Here is a 22,833-nt window from a genome sequence, read left to right on the forward strand (position 1 = left end):
GTCACCATCCGCCGCCGACGTCACGCCGCTCGGACGTTGCCGAGGAATCGCCCGGTCTGGGTCTTGAGCTGATCCGACTGGCTGCCAAGCTGGGAGGCCGCGCTCAGCACCTGCGCCGCCGCGGCGCCGACCTGGCCGGACGCCTCGCGCACGCCGACGATGTGCTGCATGACCCCCTGGGTGCCCTGCGCCGCCTGCTGGACGCTGCGGGCAATTTCCTTGGTCGCGGCACCCTGCTCCTCGACCGCGGCTGCGATCGCGTCGGTGATCTCGTTCATCTGGCCGATGGTCGCGCCGATCTCGCGGATGGCGTTGACGGTGGAGCCGGTGGCGTCGCGGATGGCTTCGATCTGGCTGGTGATCTCCTCGGTTGCCTTGGCGGTCTGCGCCGACAGCGCCTTGACCTCGTTGGCGACCACCGCGAAGCCCTTGCCGGCCTCGCCGGCACGCGCCGATTCGATGGTGGCGTTCAGCGCCAGCAGGTTGGTCTGGCCGGCGATGGTCTGGATCAGCGCCATGACCTCGCCGATCTTCTGCGACGCGTGGACCAGCCGGTCGACCATCGCCTCCGTCCGCGTCGCCTGCCCGACCGCGTTCTGAGCGATCGAGGACGACTGCGTGACCTGCTTGGCGATCTCCTGGATCGATGACGACAGCTGCTCGGCGGAGGCCGACACCGTCTGCACGTTCTTGGCGGTCTGCTCGGCGGCCGCGGCCACCTTCGCGCTCTGGTCGGTCGTGCCGGCGACGATGCTCGACATCGATTGCGCCGAGGTCTGCAGCTCGCCGGCGGCGGTCGCGGTGGTCTGGATCACGCCGCCGATCGAGCGCTCGAACTCGTCGGCGATCCGCACCAGCACCGTGCGGCGCTCCTCGGCGGCCTGCTGCTTGGACTGCTCCTGCTCGGCCCGGAGACGCTCGCTCTCGGCGAGATGGTCCTTGAAGATCTGCAGGCTGCGCGCCATGCGGCCGATCTCGTTCCTGCGATCCGTGAACGGCACCTCGAGGCCCAGATTGCCCTTGGTCAGCTCGTCCATCACGGCGCAGGTACGGTCGAGCGGAACGACGACGCTGCGTCCGAGCCAGAAGGCGACGACCGCGGCCACCAGCAGACCTGCGAGCGCGCCGAAGCCGGCCCACAGCGCGCGCTGATAGACGACCGCATCGACGTCGTCGACATACACGCCGGCCTGGATCGCCAGCATCTTGTCGCCGCTGCCATAAGCGCCGACGTAGGACATCTTCGGCAGCTCGGTCGTCCCCCCCGCGCGCGGCACCTTGTACTCGACGAAGCCGCCGCCGGCGCGCGCCATGCGCACGATGTCCTGGATCAGGAGCTTGCCGGTGGAATCCTTGAAGTCCCAGCGGTTGACGTTGATGTATTTCGGGTTGGCGTGGACATAGGTCACGCCCGCATCCGACGATCCGGTTCCGTAGACGCCGAGATAGTCGTTGTACTGGCCCCAGCGCATTGCGCCGATCGCGGCGTAGGCCTGCTGCCGCGCCTGCTCCGGCGCCATCTTGCCGGCGGTCGCCGCGGCGTCATAATAGCTCAGCACCTTGACGGCGGACTCGACGAGGTTGCGGACCATGGTCTGCCGCTCCTCGAGAACGGTTCCGCGCAGCATCAGGATCTGCATGGCGGAGACGGCGAACAGTGCGATCGACATCACGGCGATGATCGCCGCGAGACGCTGATAGACAGTCAGGTGTCGCATTTTCTGGTTCTCGTTGCGTGGACTGTATGCACGATACCAACCGTACATTAATGGTTTGCTATCCGTGCCGCCCGAACACTGTCGAACTAATTAGTTTTTGGACGGATCATGTCCACTCACGCGAACTCAAGCCAGAGAACAACCAACCCGACCTGGGGTGGCGATCGTTCGAACTAACATGCGATAATCCGAGGTATCATCCAAGGGGACGGCCGGTTCCCTGCGAAGTTCCAGTGGGTTAGGTGTCGAGTTCCCACGGAGTTTCGTCGTCGCGACGCGTCAGGCGCCCGAGCTTTGTGCAGCTCAGCCCTCACCTCATCGAGGGCGCAGGGAAGACCAGGCATCGGCTGATTCCTGCGGCCCCCGTGCGGAAAGGAATGCACGGGGCAGGAACCACAGGTTCAGCCGGGTTTGCCCGGCCTTCCCTGCGCAATGGTGTTACGGCTGCTTCGCACTCTCCCCGGGGACCGGCGTTCTTGCCCCCGTTTGCGACAACGCACCAATGGCACGCCACGCAGGCATCAGCGTCGGGATGCCAGGACCATGCGACTTGACCGTCCGTGCCGGCGCCGCTCGTCAGTCGGCGCCTGCCCGTCCATCACATCCCACCCCAACGCTCCTGACGATGCGCAGCGCCCCTCGTCGATGAGGCGGGACAATCAGAGAGAAGCACGAATTCCGATAAAACGAAAGAACAAAATTTGCGCAGGCGGGCGCGGCTGCGGCGATGTCGTTGAAGCAACGACCGAACTTCGCGTTGTGGCGCAGGACGGATGCGACCTGTCCCCGCGGCCCGGCGCTCCCGGCGAGCCCATGTCCGGTCCGACGGGCGACTCGGTCGAACGCCTCAGGGAGAGACCGCCGCGCGCGCCGGCCGGCGCTGCCGCAGCAGCAACAGGATGACCACCGCCGCGCACGAGCAGGCAAGGCTCAGCGCCAGCGGCGCTTTGCTGCCGTAGCGGGTCAAGAGCTCGACGAGGATGGGCGCCGACACCGCCGACAGCAGGTTGAGCGGCAGTCCGATCTGGGCGGACGCCTTGGCGAACGCCGCCTTGTCGTAGAACACCAGCGGCATCGTGGCTCGCGCCACGGCGAGCGCGCCACTGCCAAGGCCGTAGATCAGGATGAAGCCGCCGATCGCGGCGTGCGAGCCGTCGCTCAGCATCAGCAGCAGCATCGCCACCGGCAGCGCCAGTCCGGCGACGATCGCGGTGCTGATGCCGTCCCAGCGGCCGCCGCCGAGAAAATCGATGGCGCGGGCGCTGATCTGGATCACGCCTAGCATCGAGCCGAAGCCGACCGCCTCGGCCGCCGACAGGCCTTCGGCTTTCAACAGCTCGATCAGCACCGCCCCCATCCCGAACGCGACGAAGGCGTTGAGGCCGGAGGCGCCGACCAGCAGATAGAACGTGCCGCGCGACGGCGTCGCTGCGGGGGCCGATGCCGCCGCATCCGAGGACGGCGGCAGATGATCATGGACGCGCCGCGGCAGCAGGAACACGAACAGCGGCAGCGACACCAGCAGCAGCAGGCCGGCATAGACGAGGCAGGTGCTGCGCCAGCCGATATGCGCCGAGAGGGCCGAGGTGACCGGCCAGAAGATGCTGCTCGACAGGCCCGTGACCAGCATCAGCGCCCCGATGGCGCTGCGCGCTCGCAGGCCCGCGATTTCGTTGAGCACGATGTAGGAGGCGGTCGAGAGCGTGGCGCTGCCGGCCACGCCGAGCAGCAGCCATGCGGCGTAGTAGGAGAGCGGCCCCTGCGCGGCCGACAGCAGCGCGTAGCCCGGCGCGGCCAGCAGGGTACCCGCGATCATGACGCGGCGGCCACCGTGCTTGACGAACGGCCGCGCCAGCAGCGGCGAGCAGAGCCCCATCGACATGTACAGCACCGTGGTGCTGGCGAAGATCGCGGTCAGATCCATCTCCAGATCCGCCGCCATGGCCCGGCCGATCACCGCTGGCAGGCTGAGCGTGCCCCAGGCGATGAGCTGGGTGACGGCCAGCACGATCAGGACGCGCAGGAGGGAGGGGTCGGCGATGACGGGGGGCATTTCGGACGGGGGCACTGCACGGAGGTGACGCGCGGCGCGCGTTGCAATCCTAATTCTAGAGCATTCGCGCCGAATCAGCCCCGCTGTTTCGGAATTGCGGCCCCGCCACCGGCGGGGTGCTCGTGCCAGTGCCGGCAACTGCACGCACGGCCGCCGGCCCGAGCAGGAACAGCATGAGCAGCGCCGCACGGGAGCAGCCGATCGTCAGCCCCCATGGGTCTCAAGGCGAAGCAAGAGCATCGCCTAACGCGCCGCAGAGCGGCGCTCCTCACCATGAGGGCCGCGAAAAAGACCCTCATCCCGAGAGGCCGCCTTAGGCGGCCATCGCGAAGGATGGCCGCGAAACGAGCGCTCGCCACAGCTTGTCGCCTCATATGCGATAGCCCCACCCTATCGGCGGAGCTCAAGCTTCGCGCGTCTGAAGGAGGTGTGATCGGAACCAGTCACGGGCAGCCGAGGATGATTGTTCGAAGTGCTCGACATAGGGCGCGAAATGCCCGCAAGGCAAACTGACAAACTGTTTTGGCTCGCCGGCGCGCGCGAACGCCTCCCGCGACGCCTCGATCGGCATCAGCATGTCGCCCTCGGCCGCGATCAACATCAGGGGCCGCGGCGCGATGCGATGCAAGAAGGCGACCGGCTCGAAGCTGAAGGTGAGCTCCAGGCTGCGCACGGTAACCTCGTTGCGCCACAGCGGCGAGATCTTCGCCGCCTCCATGCACCAGTCGTAGGCGTCCGATGTCCCCAGGATGCACGGCGTCGTCGCCGGATCCTGCGCGACAACCTGCATGGTCATCGGCGGCTCGCCCGCGGCACGGGCCAATCGCTCGCCTACGAACAGCTGCGACAGCTGCGCCTTCGTCTCCGCCGGAATGTGGCTCCAGATCGCGCCGCCGCTGAGGAACGAGACCTGCACTGCCACGCAGCGGATGCGCTGATCGATCGCCGCCGCCTGGATGGCGACACCGCCGCCATAACTGGAGCCCCAAGCGCCGAGCCTTCTGGGATCGACGCGCGGCAGGGTCATTGCGAAGGTGATGGCATCGCGGTAGTCGGCCAGCTGCTGCATCGGGTCGATCTCCTGCCGGACGCGCCCTTCGCTCTCGCCAAAATTGCGGGGATCATAGACCAGCGCGCCGAGACCGGCTGCGCTGAACGCGGCGGCATATTTGTCGAGATAGCTTTCCTTGAGCCCGCTAAAGCCGTGATGAAGCACGACGATGGGCGCTGTCGGCGCGTCCCCCTGCGGCGGCACGTGCCAGCCGCGCAGCACCGTACCATCGTCGGCCTTGAAGGCCACCTTCTCGAACCCAGCCCGCAGTTCCGAACCGACCATTGCAACCTCCCTTTGCTCTCGTCTCTCCGCCTTGTCTGCACGGCGTTCACAGCCTAGGCTCTAGTCCAAGCGCGGCACCGACGTCCCGGACGGCAGCGAAAGCGAACCCGGACGACGGCGAAACGCGGGCGGACGCAGCCGCCGCAAGCGAGGGCCTCCGGGCGGCCGAGGGAAAGCGTTGCAGATGCCGAACGTGCAAGGGTTTGCCTCGCTGACCGCGCCCACGACGTCCCTCGACCCACTGCTCGGCTGGACCATTCACGAGGCCATCTCGCTCCGTCAGCAGTTGAGGCAGCTAGGCGATGCTCTCGTGATCGAAGCGCAGGTCGCACAGGGCTGCGCCGGGATGCGCCGCGCTTCCGATGCCGGTCTGGTGGTCGTGATGACCGTGATCGAGGGCCGGGAGCGCGGCGAGGACTCAACGGGCACGGTGCTGTTCGAAGCGGGCGACGTGATCGTCTGGAACACGCGCGAGACGCTCGCCTTCGCCACGCTCAGTCCGCTGCGCAAGATGATGATCGCCTGCCCTGAAGCCGTGATCCGGAATTTTCACCCCGACCTGATCGGACGCGGCCCCCTGCATCTGCCCGGCCGGCACGGCTTCGGCGCCGCCGTGTCCGGTTACTTCGAGGGCTTCGCCGGCACGCTGGCCGAGATGGACGACCGCGAGGCCCATGCCGCCGTCGATACCGGGCTCGAGATCGTCGCCAGGGCTGCGCGCCTCGTGCGCCGCGACGCTGCACCGCGCCGCTCATCCGCGCGGTTCGCGCGCATCATGAGCTACATCGACGCACAGCTGCACGACCCCGATCTCGACAGCGCCGAGATCGCCGCCCACTTCGGACTATCCGTCCGCTCCGTACAATTGTTGTTCGCCGAGCACGGCACCACGCCCTCGGAATGCATCCGCCAGCGCCGCCTCAACCGCTGCCGCCGCGACCTCCAAGCCGCGCGCCGAACCGAGAGCATCACCGACATTGCCCTGCGCTGGGGCTTCAACGACCCCTCGCATTTTAGCCGCCTCTTCCGCCGTCGATATGGCGTGCCCCCGCGCACGCTCGTGCGGAAGAGGCCGGAGGGCTGACGGCCCGCAGCGATTTCATCTTCTCGCAACTGAACGGAATGGCTGGGATGGGTGACTGGCGGAGAGAGTGGGATTCGAACCCACGGTACGGTTTCCCGCACACACGCTTTCCAAGCGTGCGCCTTAAGCCACTCGGCCATCTCTCCGGCGGCCCTCTCTTGGCGGGGTCGGCGGCGTTTTGCAAGCCGGGCGGGGGCCTCGGCGGCAAATTTCCCCCAAATCGCTGATAAAAATCATCAATCCGCCCTGGTTGCGGGCTCGGCCGGGGGCCGCCGCCGCTCGCCGGCCGATCGATGAACCGGCCGGCCGGCCGGCACGACCACTGATTTGCAGCCCGTCGGTCCGGCTGCACACGAGGGACCTCGCGATGCCGTCATCCACCCCTGCCCGTCTCGCCGTGCTGCTGGCGGCAGCATTCAGCCTGACTGCCGCCGGCCCGGCGCGCGCCGATCAATGCACCAAGCAGGGCGTCGACGTGACCTGCGACGACGGCCGCAAGGGGATCTGGCAGGGCGATGCGATCCTGTGGCCGGACGGGACCAAGTCCAGCCTGAAGCCGCACCCGTCCGTCATCGTCGGCAACAAGGCATCGGTGGTGGTGGGACCCGGCGTGTTCGTCGGACAGGGCAACGGGATGGTGCCGATGGACAATCCGAGTTCGCCAAACAAGCTGCGCTGCGCCGTGCTCGACGGCGTCTCCTACTGCCATTGAGCCTCGCCGCCGTGCGGCGGCGAGGTGTAACGCCCGGTTCAGTGATAGCGCGCGCCGGGCGACAGCATGCGGCCGGCCAGAAAACCCGCCGGCGCTGCAGGCAGAGGCTCGATCTCGACCTCGGCCGAGTCACCGTCTTGCAGGGTCTCGACGAAGTCGGCAAACCATTGCTGGATCGAATGGCGGCGCAGCTTCGTCATCATGATCTCATAGCGCATGCGGCGCTCGTTGAGCGGCATCGACAGCGCCATCGCGATCGTCCGCGCCATGCCGTCGATGTCATGCGGATTGACGATCAGCGCCGCGTCGAGCTCGTTGGCGGCGCCGGCGAATTTCGACAGCACCAGCACGCCGGGATCGACCGGGCTCTGCGCGGCGACATACTCCTTCGCCACCAGGTTCATGCCGTCGTGCAGCGGCGTGACGACGCCGACCTGGGCGCTGCGATAGAGGCCGGCCAGCACGCCCTGACCATAGCCCTTGTTGAGGTAGCGGATCGGCGTCCAGTCGACCTCGCCGTGGCGGCCATTGACCTCGCTGACGAGGCGCGCGACCTCGCTCTGCAGATTGCCATAGGCCTCGATCGATTCGCGCGACGGCGTTGCGATCTGCAGCAACGACACGGCGCGCAGCAGGCTCGGGTGCATCGTCCACATCCGGTCGAACGCGTTGATGCGGTTGACGAGGCCCTTGGAGTAGTCGAGCCGATCGACGCCGATGGCGAGCTTCTCGCCGTGCAGGCTGCGGCGCAGCCGCGACACGTCCGGATGCGCCACCGCCTTCGCCGCCTGCTGCGCAAACTTGTCGGCATCGATGCCGATCGGGAACACCGCCAGACGTGTGCGGCCGTGCAGCGACCTGACCACGCCGTCACGCACCTGCAAGCCGAGATCGGCGCGGATGCAGGCGGTGAAGTTCTCGCGATCGTCCTCGGTCTGGAAGCCGATCAGATCATAGGCGAGCATCGCGGTGACGAGATCGCGGTGATTCGGCACGCTGTCGATGACGCTGCGCGCGGGCCACGGCGTGTGCAGGAAGAAACCGATCGGGCTCTTAACACCGAGCGTGCGCAACTCCGCGCCGAGCGACAGGAAGTGATAGTCCTGGATCCAGAACAAGGTGTCCGGCTTCTGGAACCGGAGCAGCGCGCGCGCCACGAAGGCGTTGACCTCGCGATAGGACCGATAATCATCATGCGAGACGCTGATCAGATCGCTGCGTGAATGCAGCGCCGGCCACAGCGCCGAATTGGCGAAGCCTTCGTAGTAGCCGGCATAGTGCGCAGCCGGCAGATCCAGCAGCGCGAGCGCGCCTTCACCGATCTGCTCGATCTCCGCGATCGGTTCCGTCTGCGCGCCGTCGCGCACACGTCCCGATGATCCCACCCATACTGCCCCCGATTTCTCCACGATGGGCAGCAATGCTGCCGCAAGTCCGCCGGTCATTGGCTCGTTGGCTTTGCCACGTGCCACCCGATTCGAAACCACGACGAGGTTCACAGCTCCCTCCTGTTGGTCATGTCGGTTAACAGCTGTTCATCAATATGGTTCCAGGCCACCCTTTCAACCAAATGAAACCAAATTCGGGCATTCGCGCGGTGTAATCACAGCGTCAATCAAGTCAGAACGTTTCTAATCAAGAGCGACGCATGCAACATGCGAATGCATGGCGGATGGAACTAATAACGCGGCGATACCGAACCACTGCGCGGACCGCTAGGTCGATGAATTAGTTCCGCCGTCGGCGAGGAGCGCCAGGAACGCGCGCACGTCGTCCGGAGCGTCGAAATGTCCGTCGACACCGAGCGCCCGACGGCCGACCGAGAACGACAGGCCGGCGAAATCCGGCATGATCGCGAACACCGTCTCGTCGGTGACGTCGTCGCCGATGAAGAACGGCTTGCGTCCCTTGAAGGGCGCGTGCCGCATCAGCTCGCGCACGCCGCTCGCCTTGGTGAAGCCGGCATGCTTGATCTCGCACACACATTTTCCGGGCAGCACCTCGATCGGCGCCTCCGGCAACTCGGCGCGGATGCGCGACACTTCCTCGTAGATCGCCTTCTCCGCCTGCGGCGCGAGGCGATAATGCAGCGCCAGCGAGTACCCCTTGTCCTCGAGCAGAATGCCGGGGCTGAGCTTGGCGATCGCAGCGAGCCTGCGCTTCAGCTCCTTGTCCAGCGGCGGCGCCTTGATCGCATCCGCCTCACCGCCGCCGCCGAGCCGCATCTCCGCGCCATGACCGCCGACGGCGGGGTAGACCTCCGGCGCGAAGATGAGATCGATGTCGTTGAGTGAGCGGCCCGAGACCAGCGCCAGCGCGCCGGAGGTTCGTTGCAGCAACGCGTTCAGTGCCTCGGCAAGCCCCGGCGGGACCCACACCTCGCGCGGTGTCGGCGCGAGATCGAGCAGGGTGCCGTCGATATCGAGCAGGATCGCCACCTCGCGAAGATGCGGCACGAGACTCACCGGCGTCGGAACGATCTCGGCGGGCTCCGCCACAGGAGAACCGATCAGATCGGAGTTGTCGGACATCATCATCTACTCCATGACAGCGAGCGGGCGCGCCACCTGCTCGAGCGATTTGCGCTCGGCCGCGATGGCATAGCGCCAAGCGACGAGCGCCGCCACCAGCATCAGCGCGGCACCGAACAGATAGCCGCCGAACACCGCGCCGCGCGCCCCGCTGTCGAGCAGCGCGCCGAACAGCGCGGGTCCCGCCATGCCGCCGATCCCGGTGCCGATGGCGTAGAACAGCGCGATCGCGAGCGCGCGCACTTCCAGCGGAAAATTCTCCGACACGGTGAGATAGGCGGCGCTCGCCGCCGGTGACGCGAAGAAGAAGATCACCATCCAGGCCGCGGTCTGCGTCGCGGCGCTCAGCACTCCGATCGAGAACAGATAGCCGGTGAGCGCGAGCAGCACGCCGGAGACGCCATAGGTGAAGGTGATCATGGCGCGGCGCCCGAGCGTGTCGAACAGACGGCCGAGCAGCAGCGGCCCGAGCACGTTGCCGGCCGCGAAGGGCAGGATGTACCAGCCGACATGATCGGACTTGATGCCGTAGAAGTCGGTCAGCACCAGCGCGAAGGTGAAGAAGATCGCGTTGTAGAAGAACGCCTGGGCGATCATCAGCGTCAGCCCGACCAGCGAGCGCTGACGATAGACCGAGAACAGCGTATGCGCGACCTCTCGTAACGGCGTGTGGCTACGCATCCGCAGCCGCATCCTCGGCAATTCCTTTGCGCGCGCCTCGCGGTCGTGGCCGGTGACGTCGCGTTCGATCTCCGCCACGATCCGATGCGCCTCTTCGGGATGGCCGTGAATCATCAGCCAGCGCGGACTTTCCGGAATCCACATCCGCATGACCAGCACGACCAGGCCGAGACAGGCGCCGATGCCGTAGGCCAGCCGCCAGCCGACATCCGGGCCGGCGACATCAGGATCGAGCAGCACGATGGCGCCGACGGCGCCGAGCGCGGCACCCAGCCAGAAGCTGCCGTTGATCATGAGATCGGTCCAGCCGCGATAGCGCGCCGGCACCAGCTCCTGGATCGTCGAATTGATCGCGGTATACTCGCCGCCGATGCCGGCGCCGGTCAGGAAGCGAAACAGCGCGTAGGTCGCGACGTTCCAGGACAGCGCCGTGGCGGCGGTCGCCGACAAATACAGCGCGAGCGTGATGAAGAACAGTTTCCGGCGACCGATGCGATCGGTGAGCCAGCCGAAGCCGAGGGCGCCGATCACCGCGCCGCCGAGATAGGCGCTGTTGGCAAGCCCGATCTCGAGATTGGAGAAATGCAGCGCCGGGCTCTGCTTGAGTGCTCCCGACAAGGCGCCGGCGAGCGTCACCTCGAGCCCATCGAGCACCCAGGTGATGCCGAGCGCCAGCACGACGCGGGTGTGAAAGGCGCTCCAGCGGAGGTCGTCGAGCCGGGCGGGGATGTTGGTTTCGATGATTCGATCCTGGCCAGCCGTGTCGCCCGGCGGCGCGCTGGATTGCGGCGCTGACGTGATGACGCGGAGGTGCGGAAAGGATGCCTGTCGGGGTGCCATGGAATCCCAATGCGACGGCGCGGGTCGCACCGCATGCTCGACCGAGAGGATGAAGCAAATGCGGCAATGAAACCCTGCCGCTGCGACCCAACGTCTCGCCGCGCGCTGGGTTCCCGGAAGTGGGGCGGGGTTCGGCGCTCGACCCGCCCCGGGGGGCCGCAGCGTTTCCTGGGTGAGGCCCAGGCGCGCCTCATTTCAGCTGTCGTCCCGGGCAAGCGGGCGGAGCGAGCGCGACCCGGGATCCGTACCGCGTGGTGCAAGATTGGGGCACGCAATCGATACCGCCCGTGACACATCTGCCGCGGCGTATGGATCCCGGCGTTCGCCGGGATGACAGCGGAGGGTTTGGCCGCAGGCTCGCCAACGCATTTGCGAGCGGCGTGAAGACCAGCCTGTCGCCGCAAAACTCACGCCGCGCGGATGTTCGCCATGAAGCGGTTGAGCTCCGCGCGCAGGCGGGCGCTTTCCGAGGACAGCGACTGGGCCGAGCGCAGCACCTCCTCCGAGGCCTCGCCGGTCTGGGTCGCGCCGCGATTGACCTGGGTGATATCGGCGGCGGCGGCCTGCGTGCCTGCCGCGACGCTCTGCACGTTCCTGGCGATCTCCTGGGTCGCGCCGCCCTGCTGCTCGACCGCGGTCGCGATCGACGAGGCGATGGTCGAGATCTGGCGGATCGTGCCGCCGATCTGCTTGATCGCGGTCACCGACTCCTGGGTCGCTGCCTGCATGCCGGAGATGTGGTTGGAGATGTCGTCGGTCGCCTTGGCGGTCTGCTCCGCCAGCGACTTGACCTCGGAAGCCACCACCGCGAAGCCGCGGCCGGCATCGCCGGCGCGTGCCGCCTCGATGGTGGCGTTCAGCGCGAGCAGGTTGGTCTGCTCGGCGATCGCGGTGATCAGCTTGACGACGTCGCCGATCTCCTGCGCCGCGCGCGACAGCTTGCCGATGCGCCCGTCGGTCTCCTCGGCCTGGGCGACGGCGGATTCCGCGATGCGGCTGGACTCGCGGACCTGGCGGCCGATCTCATCGACCGAGGCCGACAGCTCGTCGGTCGCGCTCGCGACCGAGTGGATGCGGCCGGTGGCCTGGTCGGAGGTGCCGCTCACGCGGCTCGCCAGCGACTGCGTGGTCTCGGCGGTGCGCGTCAGGGTCGAAGCCGCCTGCTCGAGGTGCTCGGCCGAGCTCGAGACGTTGGACACGATCGAGCCGACGGCGGTCTCGAACTCGTCGGCGAAGCGGATGAGCTCGGCCCGGCGCGCGGCGCCCGCAGCCTTGTTCTGGGCGTCCTGCGTCGCGGCGTCGCGCTCGGCCTTGGCCACCGCCTGGACCTTGAACTCCTCGACGGCGGCCGCCATCTCGCCGATCTCATCGGCGCGCCCGAGGCCGGGCAGCCGGACGTCGAAATTGCCCGAGGCGAGCTCGCGCATCGCCTTGCACATCGTGATCATCGGCCTGGAAATGCCGTTGCCGAGCATCAGCGCCAGCACGGCGCCGAGCGTCAGCCCGCCGATCGCCAGCATCGCGATCAGCCGCTCGATGTCCGCGATGGTGGTGTTGGCGGCGGCCTCGATGCGCTGCTGGTCGGAGGCGACCTCGGATTTCAGCTCGTTCGACAGCGCGATGATCTCGGTCCCGACGACGCCCATCTCCTGTTCGAGCTTGCCGAGCGCTTTCATGTTCTCCGACAGCTTGATGAAGGCGGCGCGGTACTGCTTGATCAGGTCGCCGAGCTCGGCGACGCGCTGGGTGATCTTCTCGTCATTGGCATAGATCGTCACCAGCGAGGTTTCCAGGAAGCGCGTGCGCGCGATGGCGCCGTCCGCCGTCTTAGCATCGGGCTTGGCGATGTAGGTCCCGACCAGCGCGGACACGGTCAGGTACTGGCCGGTGAGGTCCTTGGCCGTCGTCTGCACGGACGGCAGGCCGGCGAGCGCGGCGGTGTCCGCCAGATCATCGAACTTGAAGCGGATCTTGTTGCCGATGATGCCGATCTGGTCGGTCGCCAGCTTCGCGTTCTCGCGGGTCAGGGCAACGATGCTCGAGAATGTCTTGGCGAAGGCCTGAAACTGCGCCTGCAGCTTGCCGACCTGCGCCCGCCGCTCGGCGCCGGTCGCGGCCATCGATTTGTCGATCGCGGCCTGGAGCGCCTGCTGGGCAGCGGTGGCCGCCGCCTCGTCGTCGGCTTTGCCGGTCAGGGCATAGTAACGGGCGAGAGCCTGGTACGAGACCAGCTCGCGATCGATGGTGCGGGTGGTGTCGGCTTCCGCAACGCTGCTGCGATAGGCCGCCACCGCCGCGGCGACCCGCTCGAACCCCAGATAGGAGAAGCCGATGCTGACGGCGGAGATGGCCAGCACCACGGCAAAGCCCAAGAAGATCTTGCCGCGAAATCGCAGGGTCAGAAAATTGGCACGCCGCGACTGCGGCGCAAGCTGCGCAGACATTCCCACCCCCGACACGCCATTCTTTATATTGGCCAGAAACCAACCGCCCGGCAGCAACGCACCAGAGCGTGATCAAAACTACGTCACAATGGCTAAGGGGCGGTAAATGGGCGGCATCGGCCTGCCGCCTGCGCTCACCCGCGCCGGTGCCGCCTCGCATGGCGTGCCACATGCGACCGAATCGCCGGGGCCGCGCGCAAGACGTCGCAATGACATCAGAGACGAAAATTCGAGTTGCAAAGTCCTGAGGGCGCTGTTTCTAATCAGAATAAGAAAAATTCATCGGGAGGTTACTCGTGTCGACAGTCAAACTGACGGTGAACGGCAAGGCGGTCTCGGTCGAGGCCGAGGATCGCACCCTGCTCGTTCACCTCCTGCGGGATCATCTGAACCTCACCGGCACCCATGTCGGCTGTGACACCAGCCAATGCGGCGCCTGCGTCGTCCATATCGACGGCCGTGCCGTGAAATCCTGCACTGTGCTGGCCGGCCAGGCCGCGGGCGCCAACGTCACCACCATCGAAGGCATCGCCAAGGGTGACGAGCTGCACCCGATGCAGGCGGCCTTCCGCGACAATCACGGCCTGCAATGCGGTTATTGCACGCCGGGGATGATCATGTCGGCCATCGACATTGTGCACCGCCACGGAGGCGAGCTCGACGAGAGCACGGTGCGCGAGGAGCTGGAAGGCAACATCTGCCGCTGCACCGGCTATCACAACATCGTCAAGGCCGTGCTCGACGCTGCCGGACGGATGAAGGTCGCGCAAGCTGCCGAATGAGGCCGGCGAGAGCCGCCGTTTACCGCAATACCGAGACCACGACCGCTGCGCGCGATGGCCGCGGCGGGACAATAGAACTCCGGTAGGGGAGAGATTCGCATGGGTATGGAAGGCATTGGCGCCAGCGTCGTCCGCAAGGAGGACAAGCGTTTCATCACCGGCAAGGGCCGTTACGTCGACGACGTCAAGCTGTTGGGCATGACCTTTGCCCATTTCATCCGCAGCCCGCACGCGCACGCCAAGGTCAAGAGCATCGACTCCTCGGCCGCCGAGGCAATGCCCGGCGTGGTCGCGGTGCTCACGGGCAGGCAGATCGTCGACGACAAGGTCGGCAACCTGATCTGCGGCTGGGCCATCACCTCGAAGGACGGCTCGCCGATGAGGATGGGCGCATGGCCGGCGATGGCGCCGGAGACCGTGCGATTCGTCGGCCAGGCCGTGGCGGTCGTGATCGCCGAGAGCAAGAACCTCGCCCGCGACGCCGCCGAGGCCGTCGTGGTCGAATATGAGGAGCTGCCGGCGGTCGCCGACATGCCCTCCGCGCTGAAGCCCGGCGCGCCGCAGCTTCACCCGGAGGCCCCCGGCAACGTCGTCTATGACTGGCATATTGGCGACGAGGGGGCGGTCAACGCCGCCTTCGCCAAGGCCGCCAACGTCGTCACCCTGGAATTGACCAACAACCGGCTGGCGCCGAACGCGATGGAGCCGCGCGCGGCGATCGCCGAGTACGATGCGGCCGAGGAGCATTTCACGCTCTATACGACGTCGCAGAACCCGCACGTCGCTCGCCTGGTGCTGTCGGCGTTCTACAACATCGCACCAGAACACAAGCTGCGCGTCATCGCGCCCGACGTCGGCGGCGGCTTCGGCTCCAAGATCTTCATCTATCCCGAGGAGATGGTGGCGCTGTGGGCCTCCAAGAAGGTCGGCCGTCCGGTGAAGTGGACCGGCGATCGCACCGAGGCGTTCCTGACCGACGCGCACGGCCGCGACCACATCTCCAAGGCCGAGATGGCGCTCGATGCCGACAACAAGATCCTGGGGCTGCGGGTCAAGACCCACGCCAATTTCGGCGCCTACATGTCGCTGTTCTCGTCCTCGGTGCCGACCTATCTGTACGCGACCCTGCTGTCGGGCCAGTACAACATCCCGGCGATCTATGCCGAGGTGATGGGCGTCTACACCAACACCACGCCGGTCGACGCCTATCGTGGCGCCGGACGCCCTGAGGCGAGCTACCTGCTGGAGCGGCTGATGGAGACCGCAGCGCGTCAGCTCAAGGTCGATCCGGCCGAGCTGCGGCGCAAGAACTTCATCACCCAGTTCCCGCACCAGACCCCCGTGATCATGGCCTACGACACCGGCGACTTCAACGCCTCGCTCGACGCGGCGATGAAGGCGATCGACTACGCCGGCTTCCCGGCGCGCAAGGCGGCCGCCAAGGCGCAGGGCAAGCTGCGCGGCCTCGGCTTCTCCTGCTACATCGAGGCCTGCGGCATCGCGCCGTCAAAGGCAGTCGGCAGCCTTGGCGCCGGCGTCGGTCTGTGGGAATCGGCCGAGATCCGCGTCAACCCGGTCGGCACCATCGAGGTGCTCACCGGATCACACAGCCACGGCCAGGGCCACGAGACCACCTTCTGCCAGCTGATCGCCGAGCGCCTGGGCGTGCCGATCAGCCAAGTCTCGATCGTTCATGGCGACACCGACAAGGTGCAGTTCGGCATGGGCACCTACGGCTCGCGCTCGGCCGCAGTCGGCCTCACCGCGATCCTCAAGGCGATGGAGAAGGTCGAGGCCAAGGCCAAGAAGATCGCAGCGCATGCGCTGGAGGCCTCGGAAGGCGACATCGTCATCGAGAACGGCGAGTTCAAGGTGACCGGCACCGACAAGTCGATCGCGCTGCCGATGGTCGCGCTCGCTGCCTACACCGCGCACAACCTGCCGGACGGCATGGAGCCCGGATTGAAGGAGACTGCGTTCTACGATCCGACCAACTTCACCTTCCCGGCCGGCACCTATATCTGCGAGCTCGAGGTCGACGAGGCCACCGGCAAGACGTCGTTCGTCAACTTCGTCGCGGCGGACGATTTCGGCCGGCTGATCAACCCGATGATCGTCGAGGGCCAGGTCCATGGCGGTCTGGTCCAGGGCATTGGCCAGGCGCTGCTCGAGCACGCAATCTATGACAGCAACGGCCAGCCGGTGACGGCATCGTTCATGGACTACGCGATGCCGCGCGCCGACGACGTGCCGTCCTTCAAGCTGAGCCACACCACGACCCTGTGCCCGGGTAATCCGCTCGGCGTGAAGGGCTGCGGCGAGGCCGGCGCGATCGGCGCATCCGCCGCCGTGATCAACGCGATCACGGATGCGATCGGCAACAACAAGCTGGAAATGCCGGCGACGCCGGACCGCGTCTGGCACGCGATCCACGGCAACGCCTGATCGAACGGAGGAGCAACCATGTATCAGACGACTTATCATCGTGCCTCCTCGGTCGACGAGGCGGCGGCGCTGTTCGCCAAGGGCAGCGAAGCCAAGTTCCTTGCCGGCGGTCACACCTTGATCCCGGTGATGAAGCAGCGCCTTGCTGCTCCGTCCGATGTCATCGACATCGGCAAGATCAAGGACCTGATCGGGGTGCAGTTGTCGGGCGACACGCTCGTCATCAAGGCCGCGACCACCTACTACGACATCATGACCAATGCCGATGTGAAGAAGGCGATCCCCGCGATCGCCCATCTCACCTCGGTGCTCGGCGATCCCGCGGTGCGCGCCCGCGGCACGATTGGCGGCTCGATCGCGAACAACGATCCGGCGGCGGATTTCCCGGCGGCGCTGATCTCGCTCGGCGCCACCGTGAAGACGAACAAGCGGTCGATCTCGGCGGATGATTTCTTCAAGGGCCTGTTCACGACGGCGCTGGAGGACGGCGAGATCATCACCCAGGTGTCGTTCCCGGTGCCGGAAAAGGCCGGCTACGCCAAGATGCGCCACCCGGCGTCGCGTTTCGCGCTCACTGGCGTGTTCGTCACAAAGACGAAGGGCGGCGACGTCCGCGTTGCGGCCACCGGCGCTTCGCAGAGCGGCGTGATGCGCGTGCCGGCGATCGAGGCGGCGCTGAAGTCGAACTGGTCGGCCTCGGCGATCGACGGGGTCACGGTGTCGGCGTCAGGCCTCTTGAGCGACATCCACGGCTCCGCCGATTACCGTGCCAATCTGGTGAAGGTGATGGCGCAGCGCGCGGTGCAAGCCGCGGGCTGACCTCACGACGCGGATCATTCCGCGCAACGGCACGACAAATTCCATGCGGCGCGCAGCGATGCGCGCCGTTTTGCTTTGCGGCATACAGCGCGCTTGCGTTGGCCTGATGCACGCGGGACAATCAAAGGATCAGGAAACGCATCGCGCGTGATGATGTTTGATTGATGCGGACAGCAGCCAAGCACACCCACCCTCCCCTGGAGGCGGAGGGTGAAGGTCACGGCGACCATCTTTGTCCGATCGACCTCATCACGCGCCGAAGCACCGCAGGGACAAGACAAACGTGCTCGACAAGACCGCACCACAGACCGAGATCCGCGCCACCGGACCGCTCGCGGGCTTCCGCATCGTCGAGTTCGCCGGCATTGGACCGGGTCCGTTCGCCTGTATGCTGCTGGCCGACATGGGCGCGGAGGTGGTGACGCTCGATCGCGTCGGTGCGCGCAAGACCATGAAGTCGGTCGCCGGCCGCGGCCGCAAGGTGATCGAGCTGGATCTCAAGGACAAGGGGGTCATCCCCCAGGTGCTCGATCTGCTCGCCGGTGCCGACGCGCTGATCGAGGGTTTCCGGCCCGGCGTGATGGAGCGGCTCGGCCTCGGCCCCGAGGTCGTGCTCGCGCGTAATCCGAAGCTCGTCTACGGTCGCATGACGGGCTGGGGCCAGGACGGACCGCTGGCGCATGCGGCCGGTCACGACATCAACTACATCTCGATTACCGGCGCGCTGGCCGCGATCGGACCCAGGGAGCGGCCGGTGCCGCCGCTCAACCTGGTCGGGGATTTCGGCGGCGGTGCGCTCTATCTGGTCGTCGGTGTGCTTGCCGCACTGCTCGAAGCCTCGAAGTCCGGTAAGGGGCAGGTGGTGGATACCGCGATGTGCGACGGCGCGGCCTCGCTGCTCGCGATGTTCTTCGACCTCACCGCGATGGGCCGCTGGACCGAGGGGCGCGAGCGCAACTTCCTCGACGGCGGCGCGCACTTCTACGGCGTCTACGAATGCGCCTGTGGCAACTTCATCTCCATCGGCTCGATCGAGCCGCAGTTCTACGCGCTGCTGCGGCAGCATGCCGACCTCTCCGATCCCGCCTTCGACGCGCAGATGGACCCGCGCGCCTGGCCGGCGCTGAAGGAGAAGCTGGTCGCGGTGTTCAAGAGCAAGACGCGCGAGCAATGGTGCGCGATCATGGAGGGCACCGACATCTGCTTCGCGCCGGTGCTGACGATGTCGGAGGCACCGAAGCATGCGCACATGGCCGCGCGTGGCGTGTTCGTCGAGCGGCACGGCGTGACGCAGCCCGCGCCGGCGCCAAGGTTCTCGCGGACGCCGTCGAATATCCGCGAGCCGGAGGTGACGGAGATCGGCGCTGTGGTGAGCGCTTGGCAGGCAGGGCGGTAAAGCTCGATCGCTGCAGCAGCGCCGATCGAGCGCTGCTCGACTGTTCCGATGTCAACGAGTTGGCTACGCCGTCGCCTCAATCTCAGTGTCGTCCCCGCGAACGCGGGGACCCATAACCACCGGCCGTCCTGAAACGACGATTATCTGTCGCCGTGCCTCATCGACGCACCCTGCGGTATGGGTCCCGAGTCGGTGCCCAACGCCGCTTACGCGCCGTCGGGCTGGCCCGGGACGACAGTTGAGAGTTTGGCGGCAAACTGCCTCCAATCACGCCGTCATTGCCAGCGAAGCCAAGCATTCCAGGGACAGACGGAAGTCTGGATTGCTCGTCGCTCCGCTTCCCGCAATGACGGCCTGCTTCCTTCGCCTACTCCGCCGCCTCCACCTTCAGCACGCCGCGGCGGATCTGGTCTTCCTCGATCGACTCGAACAGCGCCTTGAAGTTGCCTTCGCCAAAACCGTCGTCGCCCTTGCGCTGGATGAACTCGAAGAAGATCGGCCCGATCGCATTGGCCGAGAAGATCTGCAGCAACACCTTGGTGTGACCGCCAGCGACGACTCCCTCGCCATCGATCAGGATGCCGTTTCTCTGCAGGCGGGTGAGGTCCTCGCCATGTTTGGGCAGGCGAGACTCGATGCGCTCGAAATAGGTGTCGGGCGGCGACGGCATGAACGGCAGGCCTGATGCGCGCAGGCCCTCGACGGTGGCGTAGATGTCGCGGGCGCCGCAAGCAATGTGCTGGATGCCTTCACCGCAATAGATCTTGAGATACTCCTCGATCTGCCCGGAATCGCCGGCATCCTCGTTGATCGGAATCCGAATCTTGCCGTCGGGGCTGGTCAGCGCGCGCGAGAACAGGCCGGAGGCGCGGCCCTCGATGTCGAAGAAGCGGATCTGGCGGAAGTTGAACAGTTTCTCGTAGAAGCCGGCCCAGACATCCATTCGGCCGCGGTGCACGTTGTGGGTCAGGTGATCGATGTAGTACAGGCCGGAGCCTACGGGGCGCGGGTCGCGCGCGCCGGTCCACTCGAATTCGAGATCATAGGCCGAGCCCTTGGCGCCGTAGCGATCGACCAGATACAGCAGGCTGCCGCCGATGCCCTTGATGACAGGAACGTCCAAGGTCTTCTGCGATGCAGGCAGGTCGGCCGGCTCGGCACCGAGCGCGATCGCGCGGTCGTAAGCCTTGTTGGCGTCGACCACGCGGAACGCCATCGACGGTGCACACGGCCCGTGCGCGGCGACGAAGTCGTGGCCGTGGCTGCCCGGCTCCTCGTTGACGAGGTAGTTGATGTCACCCTGGCGGTACAGCGTGATCGCCTTGGTCTTGTGGCGCGCGACCGCGGCGAAGCCCATCAGCTTGAACAGCGCGTGCAGCTCGCTTGCTTCGGGGTGCGCATATTCGACGAACTCGAAGCCGTCCGTGCCCATCGGGTTGTCGGCGGAGATGGTGGCAGGAGGCGCATCGTGCGGAAATGGACCCATCGGGGGAAGCTCCTTCAGCTTGATGTGCCGATCATCTCCCGAATTCCGCGCACAGGGCATGCAAACCATTGTCATTTTCGCCTGGATATGCACGATCCATGCACGACCAGAGGAAATGGCGCATGATTTCGGTCGACAGCTTCGATCTCCGTATCCTGGCCGCGCTGCAGGACGACGGCCGGCTCACAAACCAGGAGCTGGCCGACATCGCCGGCCTGTCGGCCTCGCAGTGCTCGCGGCGCCGGATGCGGCTGGAGCAGGACGGCGTGATCGCGGGGTATCGCGCGCAGCTCGCCAGCCAGGCGCTCGGCTTCGAGCTGATTGCCTTCATCCAGATCACCCTGGCGACGCATTCGCCCGACAATGCGCAGAAGTTTCGCGCGCTGGTCAACCGCGTCGACGACATCCAGGAGGCCTACGCGCTGACCGGCGATTCCGACTATTTGCTCAAGGTCGTGCTGCGCGATCTCAAGAGCCTGTCCGACATCGTCAACAACGTGCTGATGCCGCACCAGAGCGTGGCGCATGTCCGCTCGTCGATCGTACTCGACCGTCTCAAGGAGAGCACCAGGCTGCCGCTGGCGTTGCTGCCATCGAGCTGATCCGGCCTGGCGCAAATCGAGGGAAATCCGCCATTCAACATCGCTGGCACCTCTGCGACACTCACCTGTTTCAATCACCCGGCGAGACGACCATGGCCCTGCAGCTTCGTCCCAACTGCGAGTACTGCGACAAGGACCTGCCGCCACAGGCGCAGGACGCGCGCATCTGCTCCTATGAATGCACCTTCTGCGCCAACTGCGTCGAGACGAAGCTATTCAACGTCTGCCCGAATTGCGGTGGCGGCTTCGCGCCGCGGCCGATCCGCCCCGAACACGAATGGCGGCCGGGCGTCTGCGCGGTGAAACAAGTGCCGTCGGACAAGCGCGTGCATCTGAAATATTCGGCCGAGGATGTAACTGCCTTCGTCGCTGGCGTGAAGGACGTGCCGCCGGTGGAGCGCTAGGCCCTTCCCCCCGTCATTCCGGGGCGCGCGTAGCGCGAGCGCGGAATCCATACTCACAAGCGAACGTGTAGCTCGAGCTATTCGTGGCTATGCCCTCCATCCACACTCTCGATCGTGATTATGGATTCCGGGCTCGGCCCTGCGGGCCGCCCCGGAATGACTGCGGAGGGTATGGCGGCTATTCGGCTACGACGATCGTCCCTTCCACCTCGCCGAAGCCGACGCGATAGCCCTCGCCCTGACACCAGCCGCGCATCACCAACGAATCGCCATCCTCCAGGAATGTGCGCTTGATTCCACCCGCGAGCTCGACCGGCTCGGTGCCGTTCCAACTGATCTCCAGCAGGCTGCCGCGCTGGTGCTTTTCCGGACCGGAGATGGTGCCGCTCCCCAGGAGATCGCCGACACTCATGGCGCAGCCGGACGAGGCATGGTGCATCAGCTGCTGCACGCTCGACCAGTACATGTACTTGAAATTGGTCTGCGCGATGGTCTGCGCGGCGTTGCTGCCGGAGGCGCGCAAGGCCACGTCGAGGGAGAGATCGTAGTTCTGCGCCTCCTTCTGCCGCAGGTAGGGCAGCGGCGTCGGATCCTGCGTTGGCCCCGACACGCGGAACGGCTCCAGCGCCTCCCGCGTCACCACCCACGGGCTGATCGACGTCGCAAACGCCTTGGCCTGGAACGGGCCGAGGGGCACATATTCCCATTGCTGGATGTCGCGCGCGCTCCAGTCGTTGAGCAGCACGAAGCCGAAGATCATCGCCTCCGCCTGCGCCTCGGTCAGCATCTCGCCGAGCGGCGAGGACTGGCCGATGACGACGCCCATCTCCAGCTCGAAATCGAGCCGCTTGCATGGCCCGAAGCTCGGCACGTCAGCGCCCGGCGGCTTCAGCTGTCCGCGCGGCCGACGCACTCGGGTGCCCGACACGACCACGGTCGACGCGCGGCCGTTATAGCCGATCGGCATGTGCAGCCAGTTCGGCTGCAGCGCATTGTCCTTGCCGCGGAACATGACGCCGACATTGGTGGCGTGCTCCTTCGACGAATAGAAATCCGTGTAGCCGGCGACATGGAACGGCAGATGCAGCGTAACGTCGGAGCGCGGCAGCAGCGCCCGGCTACGCAACGGCTTGTCGTCGCGCAGCCGCGGATTGTCCTGGCGCAAGAGGGCGCTGATCGCAGCCCGCGTCTTCGACCACACGGCGGGGCCGAGCGCCATGAAGGCATTCAGCGAGGATTGCGCGAACACCTCATAGGCCGGCGCCAGATCGAGCAGGCCTTCGTCCTCGAGCACGGCGAGGTCGAGGACGACGTCGCCGATCGCCACGCCGACGCGCGGCTTCGGCGAGTCCTGCGCCGAGAACACGCCATAAGGCAGGTTCTGGATCGGGAAGTCGGAAGACGGATCGACCGGGATGAAGGAGCGGAGCGAGGGATCGTTGGGGTGGGGCACAGTTGTCTTCCTGAGTTCGGACCATGTCTCCGCTCGTCATTCCGGGG

Annotated in this window: 17 protein-coding genes and 1 tRNA gene; 8 read left to right on the forward strand and 10 right to left on the reverse strand. The window is 66.4% G+C overall.

The genetic code is table 11. The annotated features are described in order from the left end of the window. Positions 1-20: 20 nt before the first annotated feature. The 3 genes from QW887_RS24170 to QW887_RS24180 form a co-directional block, all read right to left on the reverse strand. Positions 21-1,718, reverse strand: a complete 1,698-nt coding sequence (locus QW887_RS24170; protein WP_315827899.1) for a methyl-accepting chemotaxis protein — start codon at positions 1,716-1,718, stop codon at positions 21-23. Positions 1,719-2,565: 847 nt separating this feature from the next. After that, positions 2,566-3,771, reverse strand: coding sequence for an MFS transporter (locus QW887_RS24175; RefSeq protein WP_316195126.1), 1,206 nt, complete (start codon positions 3,769-3,771; stop codon positions 2,566-2,568). A 403-nt stretch (positions 3,772-4,174) separates the two neighbouring features. Next, a complete protein-coding gene (locus QW887_RS24180; protein WP_316195128.1) occupies positions 4,175-5,107 on the reverse strand; it encodes an alpha/beta hydrolase in 933 nt (310 codons plus the stop codon). Between the two features lie 184 nt (positions 5,108-5,291). Here QW887_RS24180 and QW887_RS24185 point away from each other — a divergent pair, with 184 nt between their 5' ends. After that, complete coding sequence (locus tag QW887_RS24185; protein ID WP_316195130.1) at positions 5,292-6,191, forward strand: helix-turn-helix domain-containing protein; 900 nt, start codon at positions 5,292-5,294, stop codon at positions 6,189-6,191. Between the two features lie 56 nt (positions 6,192-6,247). Here QW887_RS24185 and QW887_RS24190 read toward each other — a convergent pair. Beyond that, positions 6,248-6,337, reverse strand: a tRNA-Ser gene (locus tag QW887_RS24190). Positions 6,338-6,558: 221 nt separating this feature from the next. Here QW887_RS24190 and QW887_RS24195 point away from each other — a divergent pair. After that, the gene (locus QW887_RS24195) at positions 6,559-6,903 is read left to right on the forward strand and encodes a hypothetical protein (RefSeq protein WP_315717023.1); all 345 of its coding nucleotides are present in this window, start codon (positions 6,559-6,561) and stop codon (positions 6,901-6,903) included. 38 nt (positions 6,904-6,941) lie between these two features. Here the strand turns inward: QW887_RS24195 and QW887_RS24200 are convergent, their stop codons facing one another. From QW887_RS24200 to QW887_RS24215, 4 genes are all read right to left on the reverse strand, one after another. Next, positions 6,942-8,402 (reverse strand): trehalose-6-phosphate synthase, encoded by a 1,461-nt coding sequence (locus QW887_RS24200; protein ID WP_315750791.1) that lies wholly within the window; start codon positions 8,400-8,402, stop codon positions 6,942-6,944. 216 nt (positions 8,403-8,618) lie between these two features. Next, a complete protein-coding gene (gene otsB / locus QW887_RS24205) occupies positions 8,619-9,440 on the reverse strand; it encodes a trehalose-phosphatase (RefSeq protein WP_410052219.1) in 822 nt (273 codons plus the stop codon). After that, positions 9,441-10,955 carry an MFS transporter gene (locus tag QW887_RS24210; protein ID WP_316185584.1) on the reverse strand — a complete coding sequence of 505 codons (1,515 nt, stop codon included), beginning with the start codon at positions 10,953-10,955 and terminating at the stop codon, positions 9,441-9,443. Between the two features lie 407 nt (positions 10,956-11,362). After that, the gene (locus tag QW887_RS24215; RefSeq protein ID WP_316185585.1) at positions 11,363-13,399 is read right to left on the reverse strand and encodes a HAMP domain-containing methyl-accepting chemotaxis protein; all 2,037 of its coding nucleotides are present in this window, start codon (positions 13,397-13,399) and stop codon (positions 11,363-11,365) included. Positions 13,400-13,695: 296 nt separating this feature from the next. On the opposite strand from QW887_RS24215, the gene QW887_RS24220 reads away from it, so the two are divergent. From QW887_RS24220 to QW887_RS24235, 4 genes are all read left to right on the forward strand, one after another. Then, a complete protein-coding gene (locus QW887_RS24220) occupies positions 13,696-14,181 on the forward strand; it encodes a (2Fe-2S)-binding protein (protein ID WP_315717018.1) in 486 nt (161 codons plus the stop codon). Positions 14,182-14,280: 99 nt separating this feature from the next. Continuing rightward, entirely contained in the window at positions 14,281-16,626 is a 2,346-nt protein-coding gene (locus tag QW887_RS24225; protein WP_315717017.1) for a xanthine dehydrogenase family protein molybdopterin-binding subunit, read from the forward strand. A gap of 18 nt (positions 16,627-16,644) precedes the next feature. Continuing rightward, positions 16,645-17,445 carry a xanthine dehydrogenase family protein subunit M gene (locus tag QW887_RS24230; RefSeq protein WP_316165695.1) on the forward strand — a complete coding sequence of 267 codons (801 nt, stop codon included), beginning with the start codon at positions 16,645-16,647 and terminating at the stop codon, positions 17,443-17,445. Between the two features lie 283 nt (positions 17,446-17,728). Continuing rightward, positions 17,729-18,841: a CaiB/BaiF CoA-transferase family protein gene (locus QW887_RS24235; RefSeq protein WP_316195132.1), complete on the forward strand. Its 1,113-nt coding sequence runs from the start codon at positions 17,729-17,731 to the stop codon at positions 18,839-18,841. Between the two features lie 367 nt (positions 18,842-19,208). Here the strand turns inward: QW887_RS24235 and hppD are convergent, their stop codons facing one another. After that, a complete protein-coding gene (hppD, locus tag QW887_RS24240) occupies positions 19,209-20,327 on the reverse strand; it encodes a 4-hydroxyphenylpyruvate dioxygenase (RefSeq protein ID WP_315717013.1) in 1,119 nt (372 codons plus the stop codon). A 122-nt stretch (positions 20,328-20,449) separates the two neighbouring features. On the opposite strand from hppD, the gene QW887_RS24245 reads away from it, so the two are divergent. Both QW887_RS24245 and QW887_RS24250 read left to right on the forward strand, forming a co-directional pair. Beyond that, positions 20,450-20,929: an Lrp/AsnC family transcriptional regulator gene (locus tag QW887_RS24245; RefSeq protein WP_315717012.1), complete on the forward strand. Its 480-nt coding sequence runs from the start codon at positions 20,450-20,452 to the stop codon at positions 20,927-20,929. A gap of 92 nt (positions 20,930-21,021) precedes the next feature. Next, positions 21,022-21,333 (forward strand): DUF1272 domain-containing protein, encoded by a 312-nt coding sequence (locus tag QW887_RS24250; protein WP_315717011.1) that lies wholly within the window; start codon positions 21,022-21,024, stop codon positions 21,331-21,333. A 178-nt stretch (positions 21,334-21,511) separates the two neighbouring features. On the opposite strand, the gene fahA is transcribed toward QW887_RS24250, so the two are convergent. After that, entirely contained in the window at positions 21,512-22,786 is a 1,275-nt protein-coding gene (gene fahA / locus QW887_RS24255; protein ID WP_316195134.1) for a fumarylacetoacetase, read from the reverse strand. Positions 22,787-22,833 lie beyond the last annotated feature (47 nt).

The sequence above is a fragment of the Bradyrhizobium sp. SZCCHNRI3052 genome, assembly GCF_032484895.1.
Lineage (GTDB): Bacteria > Pseudomonadota > Alphaproteobacteria > Rhizobiales > Xanthobacteraceae > Bradyrhizobium.

Excerpts from the sequence above, each read along its gene's own strand:
- QW887_RS24170 (WP_315827899.1), bottom strand. The coding sequence starts at position 1,718 with ATGCGACACCTGACTGTCTATCAGCGTCTCGCGGCGATCATCGCCGTG.
- QW887_RS24175 (WP_316195126.1), bottom strand. The coding sequence starts at position 3,771 with ATGCCCCCCGTCATCGCCGACCCCTCCCTCCTGCGCGTCCTGATCGTG.
- QW887_RS24180 (WP_316195128.1), bottom strand. The coding sequence starts at position 5,107 with ATGGTCGGTTCGGAACTGCGGGCTGGGTTCGAGAAGGTGGCCTTCAAG.
- QW887_RS24185 (WP_316195130.1), top strand. The coding sequence starts at position 5,292 with ATGCCGAACGTGCAAGGGTTTGCCTCGCTGACCGCGCCCACGACGTCC.
- QW887_RS24195 (WP_315717023.1), top strand. The coding sequence starts at position 6,559 with ATGCCGTCATCCACCCCTGCCCGTCTCGCCGTGCTGCTGGCGGCAGCA.
- otsB (WP_410052219.1), bottom strand. The coding sequence starts at position 9,440 with ATGATGATGTCCGACAACTCCGATCTGATCGGTTCTCCTGTGGCGGAG.
- QW887_RS24210 (WP_316185584.1), bottom strand. The coding sequence starts at position 10,955 with ATGGCACCCCGACAGGCATCCTTTCCGCACCTCCGCGTCATCACGTCA.
- QW887_RS24215 (WP_316185585.1), bottom strand. The coding sequence starts at position 13,399 with ATGTCTGCGCAGCTTGCGCCGCAGTCGCGGCGTGCCAATTTTCTGACC.
- QW887_RS24225 (WP_315717017.1), top strand. The coding sequence starts at position 14,281 with ATGGGTATGGAAGGCATTGGCGCCAGCGTCGTCCGCAAGGAGGACAAG.
- QW887_RS24230 (WP_316165695.1), top strand. The coding sequence starts at position 16,645 with ATGTATCAGACGACTTATCATCGTGCCTCCTCGGTCGACGAGGCGGCG.
- hppD (WP_315717013.1), bottom strand. The coding sequence starts at position 20,327 with ATGGGTCCATTTCCGCACGATGCGCCTCCTGCCACCATCTCCGCCGAC.
- QW887_RS24245 (WP_315717012.1), top strand. The coding sequence starts at position 20,450 with ATGATTTCGGTCGACAGCTTCGATCTCCGTATCCTGGCCGCGCTGCAG.
- QW887_RS24250 (WP_315717011.1), top strand. The coding sequence starts at position 21,022 with ATGGCCCTGCAGCTTCGTCCCAACTGCGAGTACTGCGACAAGGACCTG.